Consider the following 16,215-nt stretch of genomic DNA (forward strand, 5'->3'; position numbering starts at 1 on the left):
TCTATTGTTGTTTACTTTTAAAGCGCCAGATAAACCGTTTTTCTAAATAAATTGGGTAGCTCATCAATAGCCAAGCTAAACCAAAACAGAATCCGCCCAAAACATCACTAGGGAAATGAACGCCCACATAGATTCGGCTGATACCAATTAGAAAAATACCTATCCCTAAGATAATTTGTAAAAATAAACAAAGATTTTTTTGTTTGACAAATTGTGGCAATAATAAAATAATCGTTCCATACAACAGCACACTACCTGTAGAATGACCACTTGGAAAGCTGTAGCTGTGCTCCGTTACTAAATGATCTAATGTTGGACGTGAACGCATAAAAACCAACTTAATCAATGGGTTTGCTACACCTGCGATCAATCCTATATTAATCAAAAGCCAAAGCATCTCTGCATAGTATTTTCCTCTAAATAGTATGAACGCAATTGCTAAAGTCAAAATCCCCATAGTCAATGGATCAGCGAATTTTGTATACCAGATAAAAAATTGATTAGCCGATGGATAAGGTGATCGAACAAATGTTGTGATCGTTTGGTCAAATCCTTTTAACCAGCCAGGATAAAAACGCACGACATAACCTAAAAACATAAAGACAACTAAAAAACAGCTGCCGGCAAATTGATAGTATAATTTATTTTTCATGAAAGATCCTTTCCCGTTTAGATAAAGTTTATTATATCATCAAATAATTAAGAAGACATCTGAGAATCATCAAAAAAGGAGCCTATACAAAAACGTTGAATGTTTTTGTATAGGCTCTGAATGAACAGAGTAAATTAGTCGTCTTCTCCATTTTCATAATCTGAAGGTCCTTCAACTGAAATATCACCAGAATTTGTTTGGAATGTAAACGATTTTGATCCATTTCCTTTTTTGTAAGAAGTTCGTTCTTTGCCGAAAATTGTACTATCACCTAATATTGTTTTTGCTTTGATTGTTAAATCATATAAAACTTCTTCAGTGTGAAGATCGATACTTCCTTGCTGTGTATCAACCATCAATTTTTTAGGAAGTTCTGTTCCGTATAATGAAAAATCTCCATTGATACTTTTAGCTTGTGCGTCACCTTTAAGATTAGTTGCTTCGATATCACCATTAGTTGTTTCTATTTTAGCAACTCCTGTAACGGTATTTAAAGAAATATCGCCAGATTTATTAGTAGCAGACCAATCAGAGGCAATAAAATCATTTATTTGAATATCCCCATTTGTTGATTGGAACGTCGCTTTATCTGTTCGAACATCTGTGTATACGTTTAGATCGCCATTAACGGTTTCAGCGTTTAATTTTTCTACATGGGTATCATTGATAGTCAAATCAGCATTGGTTGTTTGAATGGACAAATCTTTTGTAGCAATACCTGAAAGATTGATATTTCCATCAGCTTTACCATTAATCACTAAGCGTTGAGTATCATCAGGGATGGTCAATGTGACAGCCGAACCTCGATTAAAAATACCCAATTTTAGCCCATCTAATTCTCGTCTATTCTTATTGCTATTTACTGAAATGGTCAACTGATCATCTTTTTCCTTAACATCTAAAGAACTATTTATTGAAACAGGCATAGAACTCCGAGTATTCATTTCGATAGTTGTTGAAGGTTCAGTTAAGATATAAAAATCAGCGTTACCAGAGAGATCAAGATAAATTTCTTTTGTATTTTGCTTATTTTTTATCTCATATGTTTGTTTTTTTTCATCGGTCATAGAATTTTCAGCACGTTTAAAATAAACGGCACTACCGATTCCGCCGATTATCATAGCTAAAACGCCGATGGACAGAAAAAAAGCAGTTGTCTTTTTCATATTAAATCTCTCCTCTTAAAACACGAATATTCCACTGGAAATAACGTTTAAATACTTTTCCAAAAAATTTGGTTAAAGGTGTTAAAATCAATAGTCCGATGACCCCGGCACCGGATAGGAAAATACTAAAAAATAATTCGAACATTGTTCCATCATTAAAGCTGGAAAAGATTGAAATCCCCCCGAAAATTGGTGAAAATAAGAAAATAACAGCGACTAACCAACCAGAGAATAAAAACATAATAAAAGCAAAAATCATCCAGAACATGAAAAGAAAATTAAATGAAAGGACGCCAATAACTTGGCAGAATCTCACAAAACCGTTATGTCGAGGACGCTCGTAGGAACGGTAATCATCATCATAAGGATGTTCAGGTATTTCTTCGTATTGATAGTCATTAGAAACAGTGGGCTGGATTTCTTGCCAACCATCGCGTTCAAGTTTTTTTTCAGGAACAGTGATGTCAAATTCCTGTAAAATTTCTTCAGCAATTCCTCTTGGTTTCCCTAAATTTTTTGCGATTTCTTCTTCCGTTTCACCACCAGCTAAACGTTCTTCAAAAATGACCTCGTATTTATTTAAAATAAACGCTTGTTGTTGGTGGGTCAAAGGTTTTAAATAAATTTTTAATTCAATTAAAAAGTGCTCTTTATTCATTTTTTTCCCCCATTTCATTGTACACTTATGCTACTTCTTCTCCACTATAGTTTTTTTTTGATACAATAACAAGCTTTTAAAGAAAAATCAGTCTAAGGTAAAGAAAGGTATCAGACTTGAGACCTAGCCTCTATCTTTAGTTTTTCAAAAAAAGGATAAAGAATTATTTCTATTTTCTTTGAAAAAAGGGTATAATAAAGTTCAGGGAATGCTTCTTTTTAGAAAATTTGGAGGATATATTATGGAAAAGTATAAAACATCAAGAAAAGAGCGAAGGAAAGCTGAACAGAACAAGCTTGCTTCTGATCAGTTAAGAAAAGGAACCACTGTACTTAGTTCTGCGATTGTTGTATCCTCAATTACTGCGCCGATTATTACGCCAAAAATCGCTGAGGCATCAGAAGATAAGATACCAAGCCAACAAGTAAGTTACTCAGATACAACTACACATACAGAGGCCGCTCAAACACAAGTAGTGACAACTGACACAAACGATTCGATGACACAAGAAACTCAGACGATATCTCCTGAAACTTCTTCAAGTGATGAGATATCTGAAACACAAGAATCATCAGAATTGAATACATCAGAAACAACGCAAAGTACTGAGACAACGGAAGAATCAACTGAAACGACGGATTCCTCAAACAGCGAAACAGAGACGGAAGAATCAAAAATGCCTGAACTTGCGATGCGTTCAGCCTTTGCTGCACAGTCTAGAAGCATTAGTCCAAGTACCTTCATTGCTGATATAGCTGGACATGCGAAATCTGTTGCAGCTGCGAATGATTTATATGCATCGGTTATGATGGCTCAGGCAATTCTTGAAAGCGATTGGGGTAGAAGTACCTTATCAGCTGCACCAAACCACAATTTATTTGGGATCAAAGGAAGTTACCAAGGGCAATCTGTTACCATGAAAACATGGGAAGTTATTAATGGGCAGTGGATTCAGGTAAATGCAGCGTTTAGAAAATATCCTTCGTATTCTGAATCATTTTCTGATAATGCCTATGTTTTGAAAAATACGTCTTTTCAATCAGGTGTCTATTATTATTCAGGTGCATGGAAAAGTAACACAAACTCATACAAAGATGCAACAGCTTGGCTAACAGGACGTTATGCAACCGATCCTAGTTATAATACAAAATTGAATACTATTATTACAACATATAATCTAACGCAATATGACACACCTTCATCAGGCGGTGGCAATACAGGTGGCAACACCGGTGGGAATACTGGCGGGAGCGGCAACACAGGTAGCGGAACAAGTAATCAAGATGTGATCTATACAGTAAAAGCCGGCGATAGCTTGTGGGCCTTGTCTGCTAAATATGGCACATCAATCGCTACAATCAAAAGCTGGAATAAGCTTTCTAGTGATATGATTTATGTAGGTCAAAAACTGATTGTGAAAAAAGGTTCCGGGAACACAAGCGGCGGTAGCACTGGTGGCAATACAGGTGGCTCAACTGGAAATACAGGTGGTTCAGGCAATGCAGGAACGTCAAATTCATACTACACAGTAAAATCAGGGGACTCGTTATGGGCAATCGCCAATGCAAACGGCATAAGTATTGCGAATCTGCGTCAATGGAATAATTTAAGTGGAGATATCATTTATCCAGGTCAAAAACTGATTGTGAAAAAAAGTTCAGGGAATACAGGCGGCAACACTGGTGGGAATACAGGCGGTTCAACTGGAAATACAGGTGGTTCAGGCAATGCAGGAACGTCAAATTCATACTACACAGTAAAATCAGGGGACTCGTTATGGGCAATCGCCAATGCAAACGGCATAAGTATTGCGAATCTGCGTCAATGGAATAATTTAAGTGGAGATATCATTTATCCAGGTCAAAAACTGATTGTGAAAAAAAGTTCAGGGAATACAGGCGGCAACACTGGTGGGAATACAGGCGGTTCAACTGGAAATACAGGTGGTTCAGGCAATGCAGGAGCCTCAAATTCTTACTATACGGTAAAATCGGGGGACTCATTATGGGTAATCGCCAATGCAAACGGCATAAGTATTGCGAATCTGCGCCAATGGAATAATTTAAATGGAGATATCATTTATCCAGGTCAAAAACTGATTGTAAAAAAAGGATCAAATGCTAGCGGAGGGAACTCAAGTGCTGGTAATAGTGGTTCAACAGGAAATACGGGTGGTTCAAATAATACTGGAACAGCTACTGGGCACTACACTGTAAAATCAGGAGATTCTCTATGGGTAATTGCCAATGCAAATGGCATAAGTATTGCTAACTTGCGCCAGTGGAACAATTTAAGCGGGGACATCATTTATCCAGGTCAACGTTTAGTTGTGAAGAAAGGTCAGGGAGGATCAGCTAGTTCATCAGGAAATCAAGGAGGTAGTCAATCAGCAAGTTCATATACTGTAAAAAGTGGAGATACTTTATGGGGACTTTCTCAAAAATATGGAACAAGCGTCCAAAGAATCAAACAATTGAACAGTTTATCTAGCGATACAATTTATATCGGTCAAAAATTGAAAGTTAAATAAAACAATTGAAATTGATGGGAATCTTTGGTAGTATAATAGCACATGACAGATATACAAACAGTGAAAAGGAATAGTAGAAAGAACCATGTTTTAGAGAGCGTATGGTTGGTGAAAATACGTGCAGAAGCTTTCGAACTCGCCTTTGAGTTATTTTACTGAACGAATAAAGGAATGCTCTTTGCATTTATTTGATGAAGATGAGTGACAGTTAATAATTAGATGATCTTCTGAACTTTATTAAGTAAAATCGGTGGCGGCCGTTACAACGTTGAGGCTTGTAGTTATACAAGTAAATTTAGGTGGTACCACGTTGTCGATTGCACGTCCTATAGGAACTTTTTCCTGTAGGACTTTTTTTTGTTCATCACGTCACTTTGCTTTGATCTCATCAATTTCTAAGAACTGAAGTACTGTGATCAGCTATGCCACAGCAAAAGCTGAATAAAACTTGTCGACCAGAAGGAAAGAAGTTACCTTACTATTGAAACCATTCAAAAGTAAGGAATGACTCTAAGAAAAATGCAAGACAAACAATATCAATAATAAGTTATTTAAATAGGAGGAAAAAAACGTGAGTTACGATCACAAACAAATTGAGAAAAAATGGCAAAAATATTGGGCAAAGCACAATAGTTTTACAACACACGATGATTCAAATAAAGAAAAATTTTATGCCTTGGATATGTTCCCTTACCCATCAGGACAAGGTCTGCACGTAGGTCATCCAGAAGGGTACACAGCAACAGATATTTTGTCTCGAATGAAAAGAAGTCAAGGATATAGTGTACTGCATCCGATGGGGTGGGACGCATTTGGATTACCAGCTGAACAATATGCGTTAGATACTGGAAACGATCCAGCAGAATTTACGAAAAAAAATATCGAAACATTTAAACGTCAAATCAATTCGTTAGGTTTCAGTTATGATTGGAATCGTGAGATCAATACAACAGATCCAGAATATTATAAATGGACTCAATGGATTTTTACAAAATTATATGAGCATGGCTTAGCATACGAAGCAGAAGTGGCAGTCAACTGGGTACCAGAACTTGGCACAGTGATTTCAAATGAAGAAGTTATTGATGGGAAAAGTGAACGTGGTGGCTATGATGTTATCAGAAAACCGATGCGTCAATGGATGCTGAAAATTACGGCTTATGCAGATCGCTTACTGGATGATCTAGATTTAGTTGATTGGCCGGAGAGTATCAAAGATATGCAGCGTAACTGGATTGGACGTTCTGAGGGAGCGAACGTTACCTTTAAAGTAGCAGGATCAAAAGACGAATTTACGGTATTCACGACTCGCCCAGATACATTATTTGGGGCAACATACACAGTTTTAGCACCTGAATTAGAGTTGGTGAAAAATATTACTACGTCAGAGCAAAAAAATGCTGTAGAAGCTTATATCGATGCGGCTTCAAAAAAATCAGATTTAAATCGGACAGATTTAGCCAAAGAAAAAACAGGTGTCTTTACTGGGGCTTACGCGGTAAATCCGGTAAATGGCGCTGAAATCCCGATCTGGATTTCAGATTATGTACTGGCATCTTATGGAACCGGGGCAATTATGGCTGTTCCTGCTCATGATGAGCGTGACTATGAATTCGCTAAAGCATTCAATATTGAGATTATTCCAGTATTAGAAGGTGGAAATGTTGAAAAAGAAGCGTTTACAGGTGATGGAGTACACATCAATTCTGAATTTTTAGATGGTTTAAATAAGGAAGAAGCAATCACTAAAATAAATGAATGGCTAGAAGAAAACAAAGTAGGAAAAAAAGAAGTTAGTTATCGCTTGCGTGATTGGTTATTTTCTCGTCAACGATACTGGGGTGAGCCAATTCCTGTGATCCATTGGGAAGATGGAACAACAACGACAGTTCCAGAAGCTGAATTACCATTAAGATTGCCAAAAACAGATGATATCAAACCAAGTGGGACGGGTGAATCACCACTTGCAAATATTACTGATTGGATCAATGTAGTCGATCCTGAAACCGGCAAAAAAGGCAAACGTGAAACAAATACTATGCCGCAATGGGCAGGAAGTTCATGGTACCATTTACGTTATATCGATCCTCATAACAAAAATGAAATTGCCAATTATGAAAAGCTAGAACGCTGGCTACCAGTAGATATTTATATTGGTGGAGCCGAACACGCTGTACTCCATTTGCTTTATGCGCGTTTCTGGCATAAATTCTTATATGATATCGGTGTTGTTCCAACAAAAGAACCCTATCAAAAATTGTATAATCAAGGAATGATCTTAGGTCAAAGTTTCCGTGATGGCCGTGGTGTACTAGTTCCAACAAATATGGTAGAAAAACGTGATGGAGTCTGGATCAATCGTGAAACAGGTGAAGAGCTGGAAGAAGCACCAGCTAAAATGAGTAAATCATTGAAAAATGTTGTAAATCCGGACGATGTTATTGAAAAATATGGTGCTGATACATTAAGAATGTATGAAATGTTTATGGGTCCACTGGATGCATCTATTGCTTGGAGTGAAAATGGACTTGAAGGCAGCCGTAAATTCTTAGATCGTGTATGGCGTTTGATAGTAGATGAAAATAATAAAATGCGTGACCGCATTACAACTGTAAATAACGGACGTTTGACTAAAGTGTATAATCAAACAGTGAAAAAAGTAACAGAAGATATGGAAAACCTGCACTTTAATACAGCAATTTCTCAGTTGATGGTATTTGTGAACGAAGCAAATAAAATTGATGTTTTACCGTATGAATACATTGAAGGATTTGTTCAATTATTAGCACCAATTGCACCTCATATTGGAGAAGAACTGTGGGCAATATTAGGCAATGAAGAAAGTCTAACAAATCAACCTTGGCCGATATATGATGAAGCTGCATTAGTTGAAGATGAGGTAGAAGTTGTTTTCCAAGTTAATGGAAAAGTTCGTGCAAAATTGAATATTGCTCGAGGACTAAGCAAGGAAGAATTAGAAGAAAAAGCTTTAGCTGCACAAGAAATCCAATCCTTTATTGATGGAAAAACAGTCCGTAAGGTCATTGTTGTTCCAGATAAATTGGTTAATATTGTAGCGAATTAAATAATTTATTTTATCTGCACTAATTGAAAGAACAGAGAGTGTAGAACAATAGTCTTTTCTTAAAACGAAAACAAATTCGATTTTGACGATCATTGTCAAAATCGGATTTGTTTTTTCTTTTAACAATAAACTATTATACTGAAATCAAATAAAGAAGGGTTACCAAAGAGTTTGTTATTGTTAAATGTCTGAATTTTCAGTTTTTTTGAAAGTTTCTTTTACTTTTTTCCGAATTGTTCTCTGGCTACTCTTAGATTTTTCAAATTAAGTGCAACACTCTTAGTAAAATCATAGATTATTGAATGAATTTTGAAAGATAATTAACAGTTTCACTTCCTGTATTCTTGCTACAACGACCTTGTAAGATCTTACAAAAATAAATGTTAGGAGGGAACCATTTGGCAAATGTTGAATCGTTAATAAACTGGTTTCGAGCAAGACAAGGAAAGGTAACATATAGCATGACGAATCGTTATGGTCCGTATAGCTATGATTGTAGTTCAGCTATGTATTATGCTTTGGTTGATGCAGTTTTTCTACCAGCAGGAACCCAATTGGAAACACCGAAACTCTTTATGCATTGAATGGTTCATTGTTACAACCTATCTCACGTGCGGAAGCACGAAGAGGTGATATTTTTATATCAGGGGGCAAGGGAACCAGCTTAGGAGCGAATGGGCATACAGGAGTATTCGTAAGTCATAGTAGGATTATTCACTGTAACTATGGATCAAATGGTATTTCAGAAACATCTACTGAAGGTGGTTGGACGGGCGGGGCCACCGACTGATTGTTACAGGATTGAAGGGACAACAACAGAAAAACCAGAACAAACAAAAGAAGAAGAGATAACTATGCAATGTATTTATAAAAAACCACTGGGTACTGGAGTAGGAATGTATTATTTTAATGGAGTCGATACAGTTCATATTCAAAATAATGATACAGCTGTGATTTTACGAAAAATTTATAAAGAAAATAACGGGAAAAATATGCCCGAATTTACTTGGACTTCAGCAGAACATTGGCATATTAGATCAGAAGCAGTGGCACCTAATCGTAAATAACGAAAATCTTAATTATCTCTCTATTCCGATTAAGGAATAGAGGATTTTTCTATCACATATTAATTAGGAAACTATTTTTCCTTTAAGAATTTTTAATAGTCAACTTCTATAAAAAAGTAGGTTAAATTAAAATTAAGGATGCATCATAAAAAATTTTATTAGGCTTTTTCCACCCTAAACATTTTCTAGGTCGATTATTTCATTTATAAATTGCAGATTCAATATACCCTTCTGAAACAAGTGTCATATCAGTGCATTTTGGTAAGTATTCACGTATCAATCTATTTGTATTTTCATTTGTCCCGCGTTGCCAGGAAGACCCAGGATATGCAAAATTATAATCGAGGTCACTTAACTTACTGAAATCGTTATATTGCGCAAATTCTGGTCCCCTATCTGGTGTAATAGTTTTACGTTATTTTTTTGCTTAGTAGAGAAAATATTTTTATAAATATATCTCTTACGCAAATACAACCTAATAGGAGATCAATTCTTGAATTTAGTAGTCAGCTGATACTCAAACAGGGAAATTGAAAGCTCCACAAGAAGGGAACAGATAACTGTAGACAACTTATCTTCTTCCTGTTCCGAAATTTGGGAAAGCCGATACTTTAGAATACGCAAAATAAGAACTATTTTATTTATAATAAGTTATTTTATTTCGTCACATCTTCTCCAAACCATTTTTTAGAAATTTCAGCAAGTTTGCCAGATTTTCTAAGTTGTTCAAAACCTGTGTTGATTTTTTCTGCTAACTCTTTATCAGATTTCCTTAAACCTACTGCAAAAGCCTCGCTTTCGAAACGACCACTGACAATTGAATAATTGGCTAAATTATCTTCATGAGAAAGATAATAATTTGCATAAACTCGATCGATCAATAACCCATCAATTCTTCCCGACTTTAAATCCATAAATGCTTCATTAAATCCATCGTATAAAATAGCGGTTTGACCATTAACAATATCTTTCAAAATTTCAGGTTGTTCTTCAAAACTATTATAACCAGAAGAACCATTTTGAGCACCTAAAATTTTTCCTTTCATATCAGAAAAATTAGTAATATTATTCTTTTTCAAAGAAACTACGACCTGTTCATTTTTCATATAGTCATCACTAAACAGCACTTTTTCTTCCCGTTCCGCGCTTTTAGAGTAACCATTCCAAATCAGATCGATTGTTTGATTTTGCAATTCATTTTCTTTCATAGACCAATCAATAGGTTGGAAGTCTACAGTAATATCATATAAGTCAAATACTGCTCGAGCTAAATCAATGTCAAATCCGATAAGCTCGCCAGATTTATTTTGAAAGCCCATTGGGACAAAAGAATCATCTAAACCAACGATTACTCGTTTGTCCGAATCGATTCGTGACCATTGATCCGTATCTGTTTTTTTTCTACCACAACCTGCTATTGACAGTAGTACCACTAAAGCTGTTATGGTAAGGAATAGATAGCTTTTTTTCTTCATATACTTGTCCTTTCTATTGAACAGGTGTCACTGTCAATATGTTATCGGCAATATTTTCAGCAAAGTTCATATCGTGAGTGACGACGATTTGAGTCATACCTTGTGCTTTTAGCGTTAAAATAACCTCTTCGACTTGTTGGCGAAGTTCAGGATCAAGAGCACTGGTAGGTTCGTCATAACCTAATATTTTTGGTTTCATTGCAAGAGCACGAGCGAGAGCAACGCGTTGTTTTTGACCGCCAGATAATTGATAAGGGTATAGTTTTTCTTTTCCACCTAAACCAAATTTTGTTAGCAGATCAATCGCTTCTACCTCACTTGCTTCTTTAGATTGTTTTAAGGCAAGAATCGGCGCTAAAGTGATATTATCTAACACTGAAAGATGAGGAAATAATTGAAAATCTTGAAAAACGATTCCTACTACCTGATCTGCATTATCCATTTCGACAGGATTAACCGCTACACCATCCAATAAAAATTCCCCTGAATCGATTGTTTCTAGACCAGCTAAACAACGTAACAATGTTGTTTTTCCTCCACCAGAAGGGCCCACAATTGTTAGGATCTGTCCGTCTTTGATTTCTATATTTAATTGATCGATGATCCGGCGTCCATCGAAACTTTTTGTTAAGTTTTTGATCGTTAGCATATTATTCCTCCTAAATTTAAAAGTTGAAAGAGCTAGCCCTTAAAACTAAATACAATTATTTATAATACTGATAGTGTTTTTCCAATTTTTTTGAAGCTAGCGTTAAGACTGCTGTTAATAATAGATAAATAATGCCTACTAAAACTAATGGTAATAAACTCACGTCGCGGCTCATTGCAATTTTTCCTGCTCTTAATAGATCGCCTAAACCAAGTACGTAAATCAGTGAGGTATCTTTGACCAAATTAATCACTTCATTACCAATTGAAGGCAATACGATTTTAATTACTTGAGGTAAGATAATCCGTGATACGGTTTGAAACCGTGTCAAACGCAATACTTTAGCCGCTTCATATTGACCTTCTGGAATTGATTGAATACCGCCACGAAAAATTTCTGCAAAGTATGCCGCATAATTCAATATAAATGCAAACAAAGCTGCATCATATCGCTCAAAGACAACACCGATCAGAGGTAAACCATAAAAAACAAAAATAAGTTGTAATAATAATGGTGTACCTCGCATTAGCCAAATATAGAGATGAATCAAAAAAGTTAGTGGCTTAAAATTTGTTTGTAGGGCAAACGCTACGATAATTCCAAGGGGAATCGATCCTAATAGTGTAAAAATAAAAACTTTCAATGTCATAAGTGCACCGTCTAGTAAAGCCGGCAAAATTTCCAAAATGTAGTTCATCATTTTTCCTCCAATTTTTTAATTATTCTTAGTACCATTTTGTGACAAAAAAGCAAAAAGTCCTCTTGGCAAATTTGCCAAGAGGACGAAATAATCGTGGTTCCACCTCAATTTGTTAATACCTTACGATAATAACCTCATTAAACCTTTATCTAACGCTAAAGATTCTTTTCTGATAACGGAGAATACCGCATCTTCTTACTTTATTCAGAAGGTGACTGAAACAGATGTGTTCATCAAAGGTTTCCAGCTTTTTCTCTCAGCGAATAAAAAAGTCTCTGTCAGGAAATAATCAGTGATTACTTGTTCTGGTTGTGTGTTTTAGTTGTATTGGAAATAGTAATAGGTAGTAAATATTGTTTTATATCTCAGCGTGACTGCCAGTTGTAAGTAAATAAAAAGTCCTTTGGCAAGTAAGCCAAAGGACGTAAAATGCGTGGTTCCACCTTTTTTTATTATCGTCTCGCAACGATAACCTCAAGAAGTCATAGACTTCTAATGCTATAACGGGCATTCCCGAACTTTCCTACTAGTAATTCAAAAAGCTAACTCCCAGATGTGTTTCACTTTATCACTCTGTCTTTTCCCACCAACCAAAGACTCTCTTCAAGAAAAAATAAAGGTACTCTTCTGTTCTTTGTTTTGTATAACTTTACCATCACTTTTTTCACTTGTCAACAACTATTTATTTAGAAAATTCAGACAACAGATCGTTTTAAGCATAAAAGTAACGGATTTGGTAAAGTTGAGGTAAAATAGAAATAGTCGTTTTCTATTAAAAAGTAAGTAAATAGCGATAGCTAAAAACTATCTCGCTGTTTCTATTTGTACTATCCTTTCACATATATATCTGATAAACTAGTTACAATTATTATCGGAAAGTACAGAAGGAGTGAGTGTAGATTGAGGCGACCGATTATTGGAATAGCAGCAAATGAAATTGAAGATGCGGGAGCACGATTGTATCATTTACCGATCAGTTACACTCCGTGTGGTTACGTGAAAGCAGTGCAAAATGCTGGAGGTTTGCCAATGGTTTTACCAGTAGGGCCCCCTGAGTTGGCTAAGGATTATATTGACCAGATTGATAAGTTGGTTTTAGCTGGCGGACAGAATGTATCGCCCTCATTATATGGTGAATCAATTCAAGTTGAAGAAGCTTTATTGTCGCAAGAAAGAGATCAATTCGAGTTAGCTTTGATCGAAGAAGCTGTTAGACAAACGAAACCTATTTTTGCAGTCTGTCGTGGTCTGCAACTGGCTAATGTGGCTCTTGGCGGCAGCTTATATCAAGATATCAGTCAGCTGAATGATACGAAAATTAGTCATATGCAAGTACCGATATCCAGAGAAATTCCTACACATCAGATTCGAACAGAAGAAACAAGTATTCTACGTAAAATCTATGGCGAAAAAACGACGGTCAATTCGTTTCATTTTCAAGCAATAAAAAAATTAGCAAAAAGACTAAAAATGACAGCCATTAGTGAAGATGGCATCATTGAAGGCGTTGAAAGTAAGGATTCTAGTTTAGCGTTTTTAGGGGTGCAGTGGCATCCTGATTTTGCGTATGATCATTTAGAACAAGAAATGGCTGTTTTTCGTTATGTGGTTGAAAAATTATAAGTTATCTAGCTTTACAGAATCATTTCCTCTACCTTTAAGTAGCTCACAGAAAGTCAAAAAAGGACTTTAAGTTGATCTTCTAAATTGTTCAGGGGCTAAGTATTCTATTCAGCTATAAAAAAGAGGGGGAATCGAATAATGAAGAAAAAATTTGGTTTATTTGTATTGGCAGCTAGTTTATTATTGACGGCTTGCAGTGGGGGAAAAGGAACAAACTCATCTGGTGAAAAGGCAGATGGGGATAAGACAGAACAAACACAAGTGATCAAAGTCGCTTCTGGTGGAGAATTGTCAACCTTAGATAGCGCTCATTATACAGATGTTTACAGTTCAGATATGATCGGTCAGGTTGTGGAAGGACTTTATCGGATGGACAAAAATCATGATCCCGAATTGGCGGTTGCAGCAAGTGAACCTACCGTTAGTGATGATGGCTTAGTTTATACATTCAAACTAAAAGAGACAAAATGGAGTAACGGTGATCCTGTTGTAGCTGGTGATTTTGTTTCATCATTTAAAAACGTTGTTGATCCAAGCTTTGGTTCAAGTAGTAGTAACCAAATGGATATTTTTAAGAACGGTCGGAAAATCCGTGAAGGTGAAGCGAATATTGATGAACTTGGCGTGAAAGCTATTGATGACCAAACCTTAGAAATGACGTTAGAATACCCAATTCCATATTTAGCTCAGGTTTTAATAGGAACACCATTTATGCCTAAAAATGAAAAATTCGTCAAGGAAAAAGGCGAAGCTTATGGAACTTCTGCTGATAATTTTGTTGGGAATGGTCCATTTGTGATTTCCGGTTGGGATGGTAACACAGAAGAGTGGAAACTAACAAAAAATAAAGAGTATTGGGATCAACAAAATGTTAAACTAGATACAATCGATGTTCAAGTTGTCAAAGAAATCGGTACAGGAACAAATCTATTTGATGCAGGTGATCTAGATTATACTGTTCTTGCAGATACGTATGCTTTGCAGTATAAAGATTCGCCACAAGCACATTTTACTCCTAAAGCAATGGTAGGCTATCTAAGCCCTAATCATAAACGTGAAGTAACTGGAAATGTCAATGTTCGTAAAGCGATTTTACAAGCAATTGATAAAGAAACTTTTGCAAAAGATATTTTAGGCGATGGTTCGACTGATCTGAATGGTTTTGTACCAAAAGATTTTGCAAAAGATCCAGATACAGGCGAAGATTTCCGTAAAGAAAATGGGGATTTTTTGCCATTTGATTTAAAAGCAGCACAAAAAAACTGGGAAACTGCTAAAAAAGAATTAGGTAAAGATAAAATCGAATTAGAATTGCTTTCAGCTGATTCTGCACTTGCAAAAAAGACAATCGAATATGTTCAAGGGCAATTGCAACAAAATTTACCAGGTTTAATAATTAAATTAAAATCTGTTCCATTACAAAATCGTTTGGATTTACAAACTGCTAGCGACTTTGACCTCGTTTTTGGTACATGGACACCAGATTATGCTGATCCAATCAACTTTTTGGAGTTCTATGATTCTAAAAGCGGTTTGAATACATCGGGTTATGATAATCCCGAATATGACAAAGGATTAAATGAAGCAAGAATCACTTTAGCAAATGAACCGGAAAAACGCTGGGATAAACTGAAGGAATTAGAAGAAACTTTGATTGAAAAAGACGCGGCTGTTTTGCCTCTTTACCAAGGAGCAATTGGTTATCTCAAGGCAGATCGATTAAAAGAATTACAAGTTTTTCCATTTGGAAGAACCGTTTCTTATCGTTTAGCATATGTTGAATAATTTGTAAAAAAAGTAAAAAGCAAGTTGATTACTAAGATTTTTATCTTGTGTGTCAACTTGTTTTTTTATTTATAGTGAGCCACTGGATGCGCTTATATCAGTATTTATAGTGATAATTGTTATAAAAATAACAAGAAAGATCAACAATGAGCATGCATATCTTTTGTAATTGTCGAATAATGCGTTTAACATAAAACATATACAGAGAAAAAAATTTTCAAAAGAACAAATGATGGTGGAGGGAAAAAACGATGCGACTAATCAAAGGACTTATTTCTTTATTGTTAATAGCGGGTATTTTTGGAATCGCTGGTTTATATTCTCAAATGGTAGATTTAGGTGCTGTAACCACTTTTTTCAGTAATTTGCTGTTTCAATATGAGGAATTATTTTATTTTTACCAAGTTGTTCTTTTTGTTTTATTAACAGTCTTTTTGATCACATTTTTGATGGTTCTATTCAAACCGATCACCAAAAAACAAATCCATATACAAAAAGATATGGGGCAGGTTAATTTGCCGCTGAGTACGCTTGAATCAATCGCCAGATCCTCACTGCAAGGAATTGTAACTATTGAGGATACGCAAGTGAAAATACGCTTGACGAAGAAACAAACAGCAGATGTTCAAGTCACGATAGCAGATGAAAAGCAACAGCAATTTTTAAGCAGAGGGAAGCAAATTCAAGAATTGATTCCTAAAGCCTTGCAAAATATGGCGATGGTCGAGACGAATAAAACAAAAATTATTTTCAAAAAGAAAAAAGCAGAATCGTCCTTGCTGCCAAGTGGCAAAAAAGAGTCTCGTGTGGTTTAAAGGAGGAAAT

At 35.7% G+C, this 16,215-nt stretch carries 15 protein-coding genes and 3 other annotated features; of the genes, 8 read left to right on the top strand and 7 right to left on the bottom strand.

The genetic code is table 11. The annotated features are described in order from the left end of the window. Position 1 precedes the first annotated feature (1 nt). From IGI43_RS13555 to IGI43_RS13565, 3 genes are all read right to left on the bottom strand, one after another. Positions 2-652, bottom strand: a complete 651-nt coding sequence (locus IGI43_RS13555; protein WP_438758309.1) for a phosphatase PAP2 family protein — start codon at positions 650-652, stop codon at positions 2-4. Between the two features lie 134 nt (positions 653-786). Further along, entirely contained in the window at positions 787-1,818 is a 1,032-nt protein-coding gene (locus tag IGI43_RS13560; RefSeq protein WP_438758310.1) for a DUF4097 family beta strand repeat-containing protein, read from the bottom strand. A 1-nt stretch (position 1,819) separates the two neighbouring features. Then, the gene (locus IGI43_RS13565; RefSeq protein WP_438758311.1) at positions 1,820-2,476 is read right to left on the bottom strand and encodes a DUF1700 domain-containing protein; all 657 of its coding nucleotides are present in this window, start codon (positions 2,474-2,476) and stop codon (positions 1,820-1,822) included. 241 nt (positions 2,477-2,717) lie between these two features. On the opposite strand from IGI43_RS13565, the gene IGI43_RS13570 reads away from it, so the two are divergent. The 5 genes from IGI43_RS13570 to IGI43_RS13590 all read left to right on the top strand — a co-directional run bounded on the left by IGI43_RS13570 (position 2,718) and on the right by IGI43_RS13590 (position 9,158). Beyond that, positions 2,718-5,006 carry a LysM peptidoglycan-binding domain-containing protein gene (locus IGI43_RS13570; RefSeq protein WP_438758312.1) on the top strand — a complete coding sequence of 763 codons (2,289 nt, stop codon included), beginning with the start codon at positions 2,718-2,720 and terminating at the stop codon, positions 5,004-5,006. A gap of 51 nt (positions 5,007-5,057) precedes the next feature. Beyond that, positions 5,058-5,338: a binding site (T-box leader), on the top strand. Positions 5,339-5,577: 239 nt separating this feature from the next. Continuing rightward, a complete protein-coding gene (gene leuS, locus IGI43_RS13575) occupies positions 5,578-8,091 on the top strand; it encodes a leucine--tRNA ligase (RefSeq protein ID WP_438758313.1) in 2,514 nt (837 codons plus the stop codon). Between the two features lie 398 nt (positions 8,092-8,489). After that, positions 8,490-8,675, top strand: coding sequence for a peptidoglycan amidohydrolase family protein (locus tag IGI43_RS13580; RefSeq protein WP_438758314.1), 186 nt, complete (start codon positions 8,490-8,492; stop codon positions 8,673-8,675). An 8-nt stretch (positions 8,676-8,683) separates the two neighbouring features. Beyond that, positions 8,684-8,881 (top strand): peptidoglycan amidohydrolase family protein, encoded by a 198-nt coding sequence (locus IGI43_RS13585; protein WP_438758315.1) that lies wholly within the window; start codon positions 8,684-8,686, stop codon positions 8,879-8,881. Then, the gene (locus tag IGI43_RS13590) at positions 8,826-9,158 is read left to right on the top strand and encodes a hypothetical protein (protein ID WP_438758870.1); all 333 of its coding nucleotides are present in this window, start codon (positions 8,826-8,828) and stop codon (positions 9,156-9,158) included. The genes IGI43_RS13585 and IGI43_RS13590 overlap by 56 nt, the downstream gene beginning before the upstream one ends. A gap of 199 nt (positions 9,159-9,357) precedes the next feature. Here the strand turns inward: IGI43_RS13590 and IGI43_RS13595 are convergent, their stop codons facing one another. The 4 genes from IGI43_RS13595 to IGI43_RS13610 all read right to left on the bottom strand — a co-directional run bounded on the left by IGI43_RS13595 (position 9,358) and on the right by IGI43_RS13610 (position 11,982). Continuing rightward, positions 9,358-9,564, bottom strand: coding sequence for a hypothetical protein (locus tag IGI43_RS13595; RefSeq protein ID WP_438758856.1), 207 nt, complete (start codon positions 9,562-9,564; stop codon positions 9,358-9,360). A gap of 250 nt (positions 9,565-9,814) precedes the next feature. After that, positions 9,815-10,633, bottom strand: coding sequence for an amino acid ABC transporter substrate-binding protein (locus IGI43_RS13600; protein WP_438758316.1), 819 nt, complete (start codon positions 10,631-10,633; stop codon positions 9,815-9,817). A gap of 13 nt (positions 10,634-10,646) precedes the next feature. Next, the gene (locus tag IGI43_RS13605; protein WP_438758317.1) at positions 10,647-11,282 is read right to left on the bottom strand and encodes an amino acid ABC transporter ATP-binding protein; all 636 of its coding nucleotides are present in this window, start codon (positions 11,280-11,282) and stop codon (positions 10,647-10,649) included. Positions 11,283-11,337: 55 nt separating this feature from the next. Next, positions 11,338-11,982: an amino acid ABC transporter permease gene (locus tag IGI43_RS13610; protein ID WP_438758318.1), complete on the bottom strand. Its 645-nt coding sequence runs from the start codon at positions 11,980-11,982 to the stop codon at positions 11,338-11,340. Between the two features lie 75 nt (positions 11,983-12,057). Next, positions 12,058-12,304 (bottom strand) — a binding site (T-box leader). Between the two features lie 93 nt (positions 12,305-12,397). Further along, positions 12,398-12,626: a binding site (T-box leader), on the bottom strand. A gap of 256 nt (positions 12,627-12,882) precedes the next feature. On the opposite strand from IGI43_RS13610, the gene IGI43_RS13615 reads away from it, so the two are divergent. The 3 genes from IGI43_RS13615 to amaP all read left to right on the top strand — a co-directional run bounded on the left by IGI43_RS13615 (position 12,883) and on the right by amaP (position 16,205). Beyond that, on the top strand, positions 12,883-13,605 hold the full coding sequence (locus IGI43_RS13615; RefSeq protein WP_438758319.1) for a gamma-glutamyl-gamma-aminobutyrate hydrolase family protein: 723 nt from the start codon (positions 12,883-12,885) through the stop codon (positions 13,603-13,605). A 138-nt stretch (positions 13,606-13,743) separates the two neighbouring features. After that, positions 13,744-15,390, top strand: a complete 1,647-nt coding sequence (locus tag IGI43_RS13620) for a peptide ABC transporter substrate-binding protein (RefSeq protein ID WP_438758320.1) — start codon at positions 13,744-13,746, stop codon at positions 15,388-15,390. 251 nt (positions 15,391-15,641) lie between these two features. Further along, positions 15,642-16,205: an alkaline shock response membrane anchor protein AmaP gene (amaP, locus tag IGI43_RS13625; protein ID WP_438758321.1), complete on the top strand. Its 564-nt coding sequence runs from the start codon at positions 15,642-15,644 to the stop codon at positions 16,203-16,205. Positions 16,206-16,215: the final 10 nt, after the last annotated feature.

The organism is Enterococcus sp. AZ126, from assembly GCF_051714545.1.
Lineage (GTDB): Bacteria > Bacillota > Bacilli > Lactobacillales > Enterococcaceae > Enterococcus_L.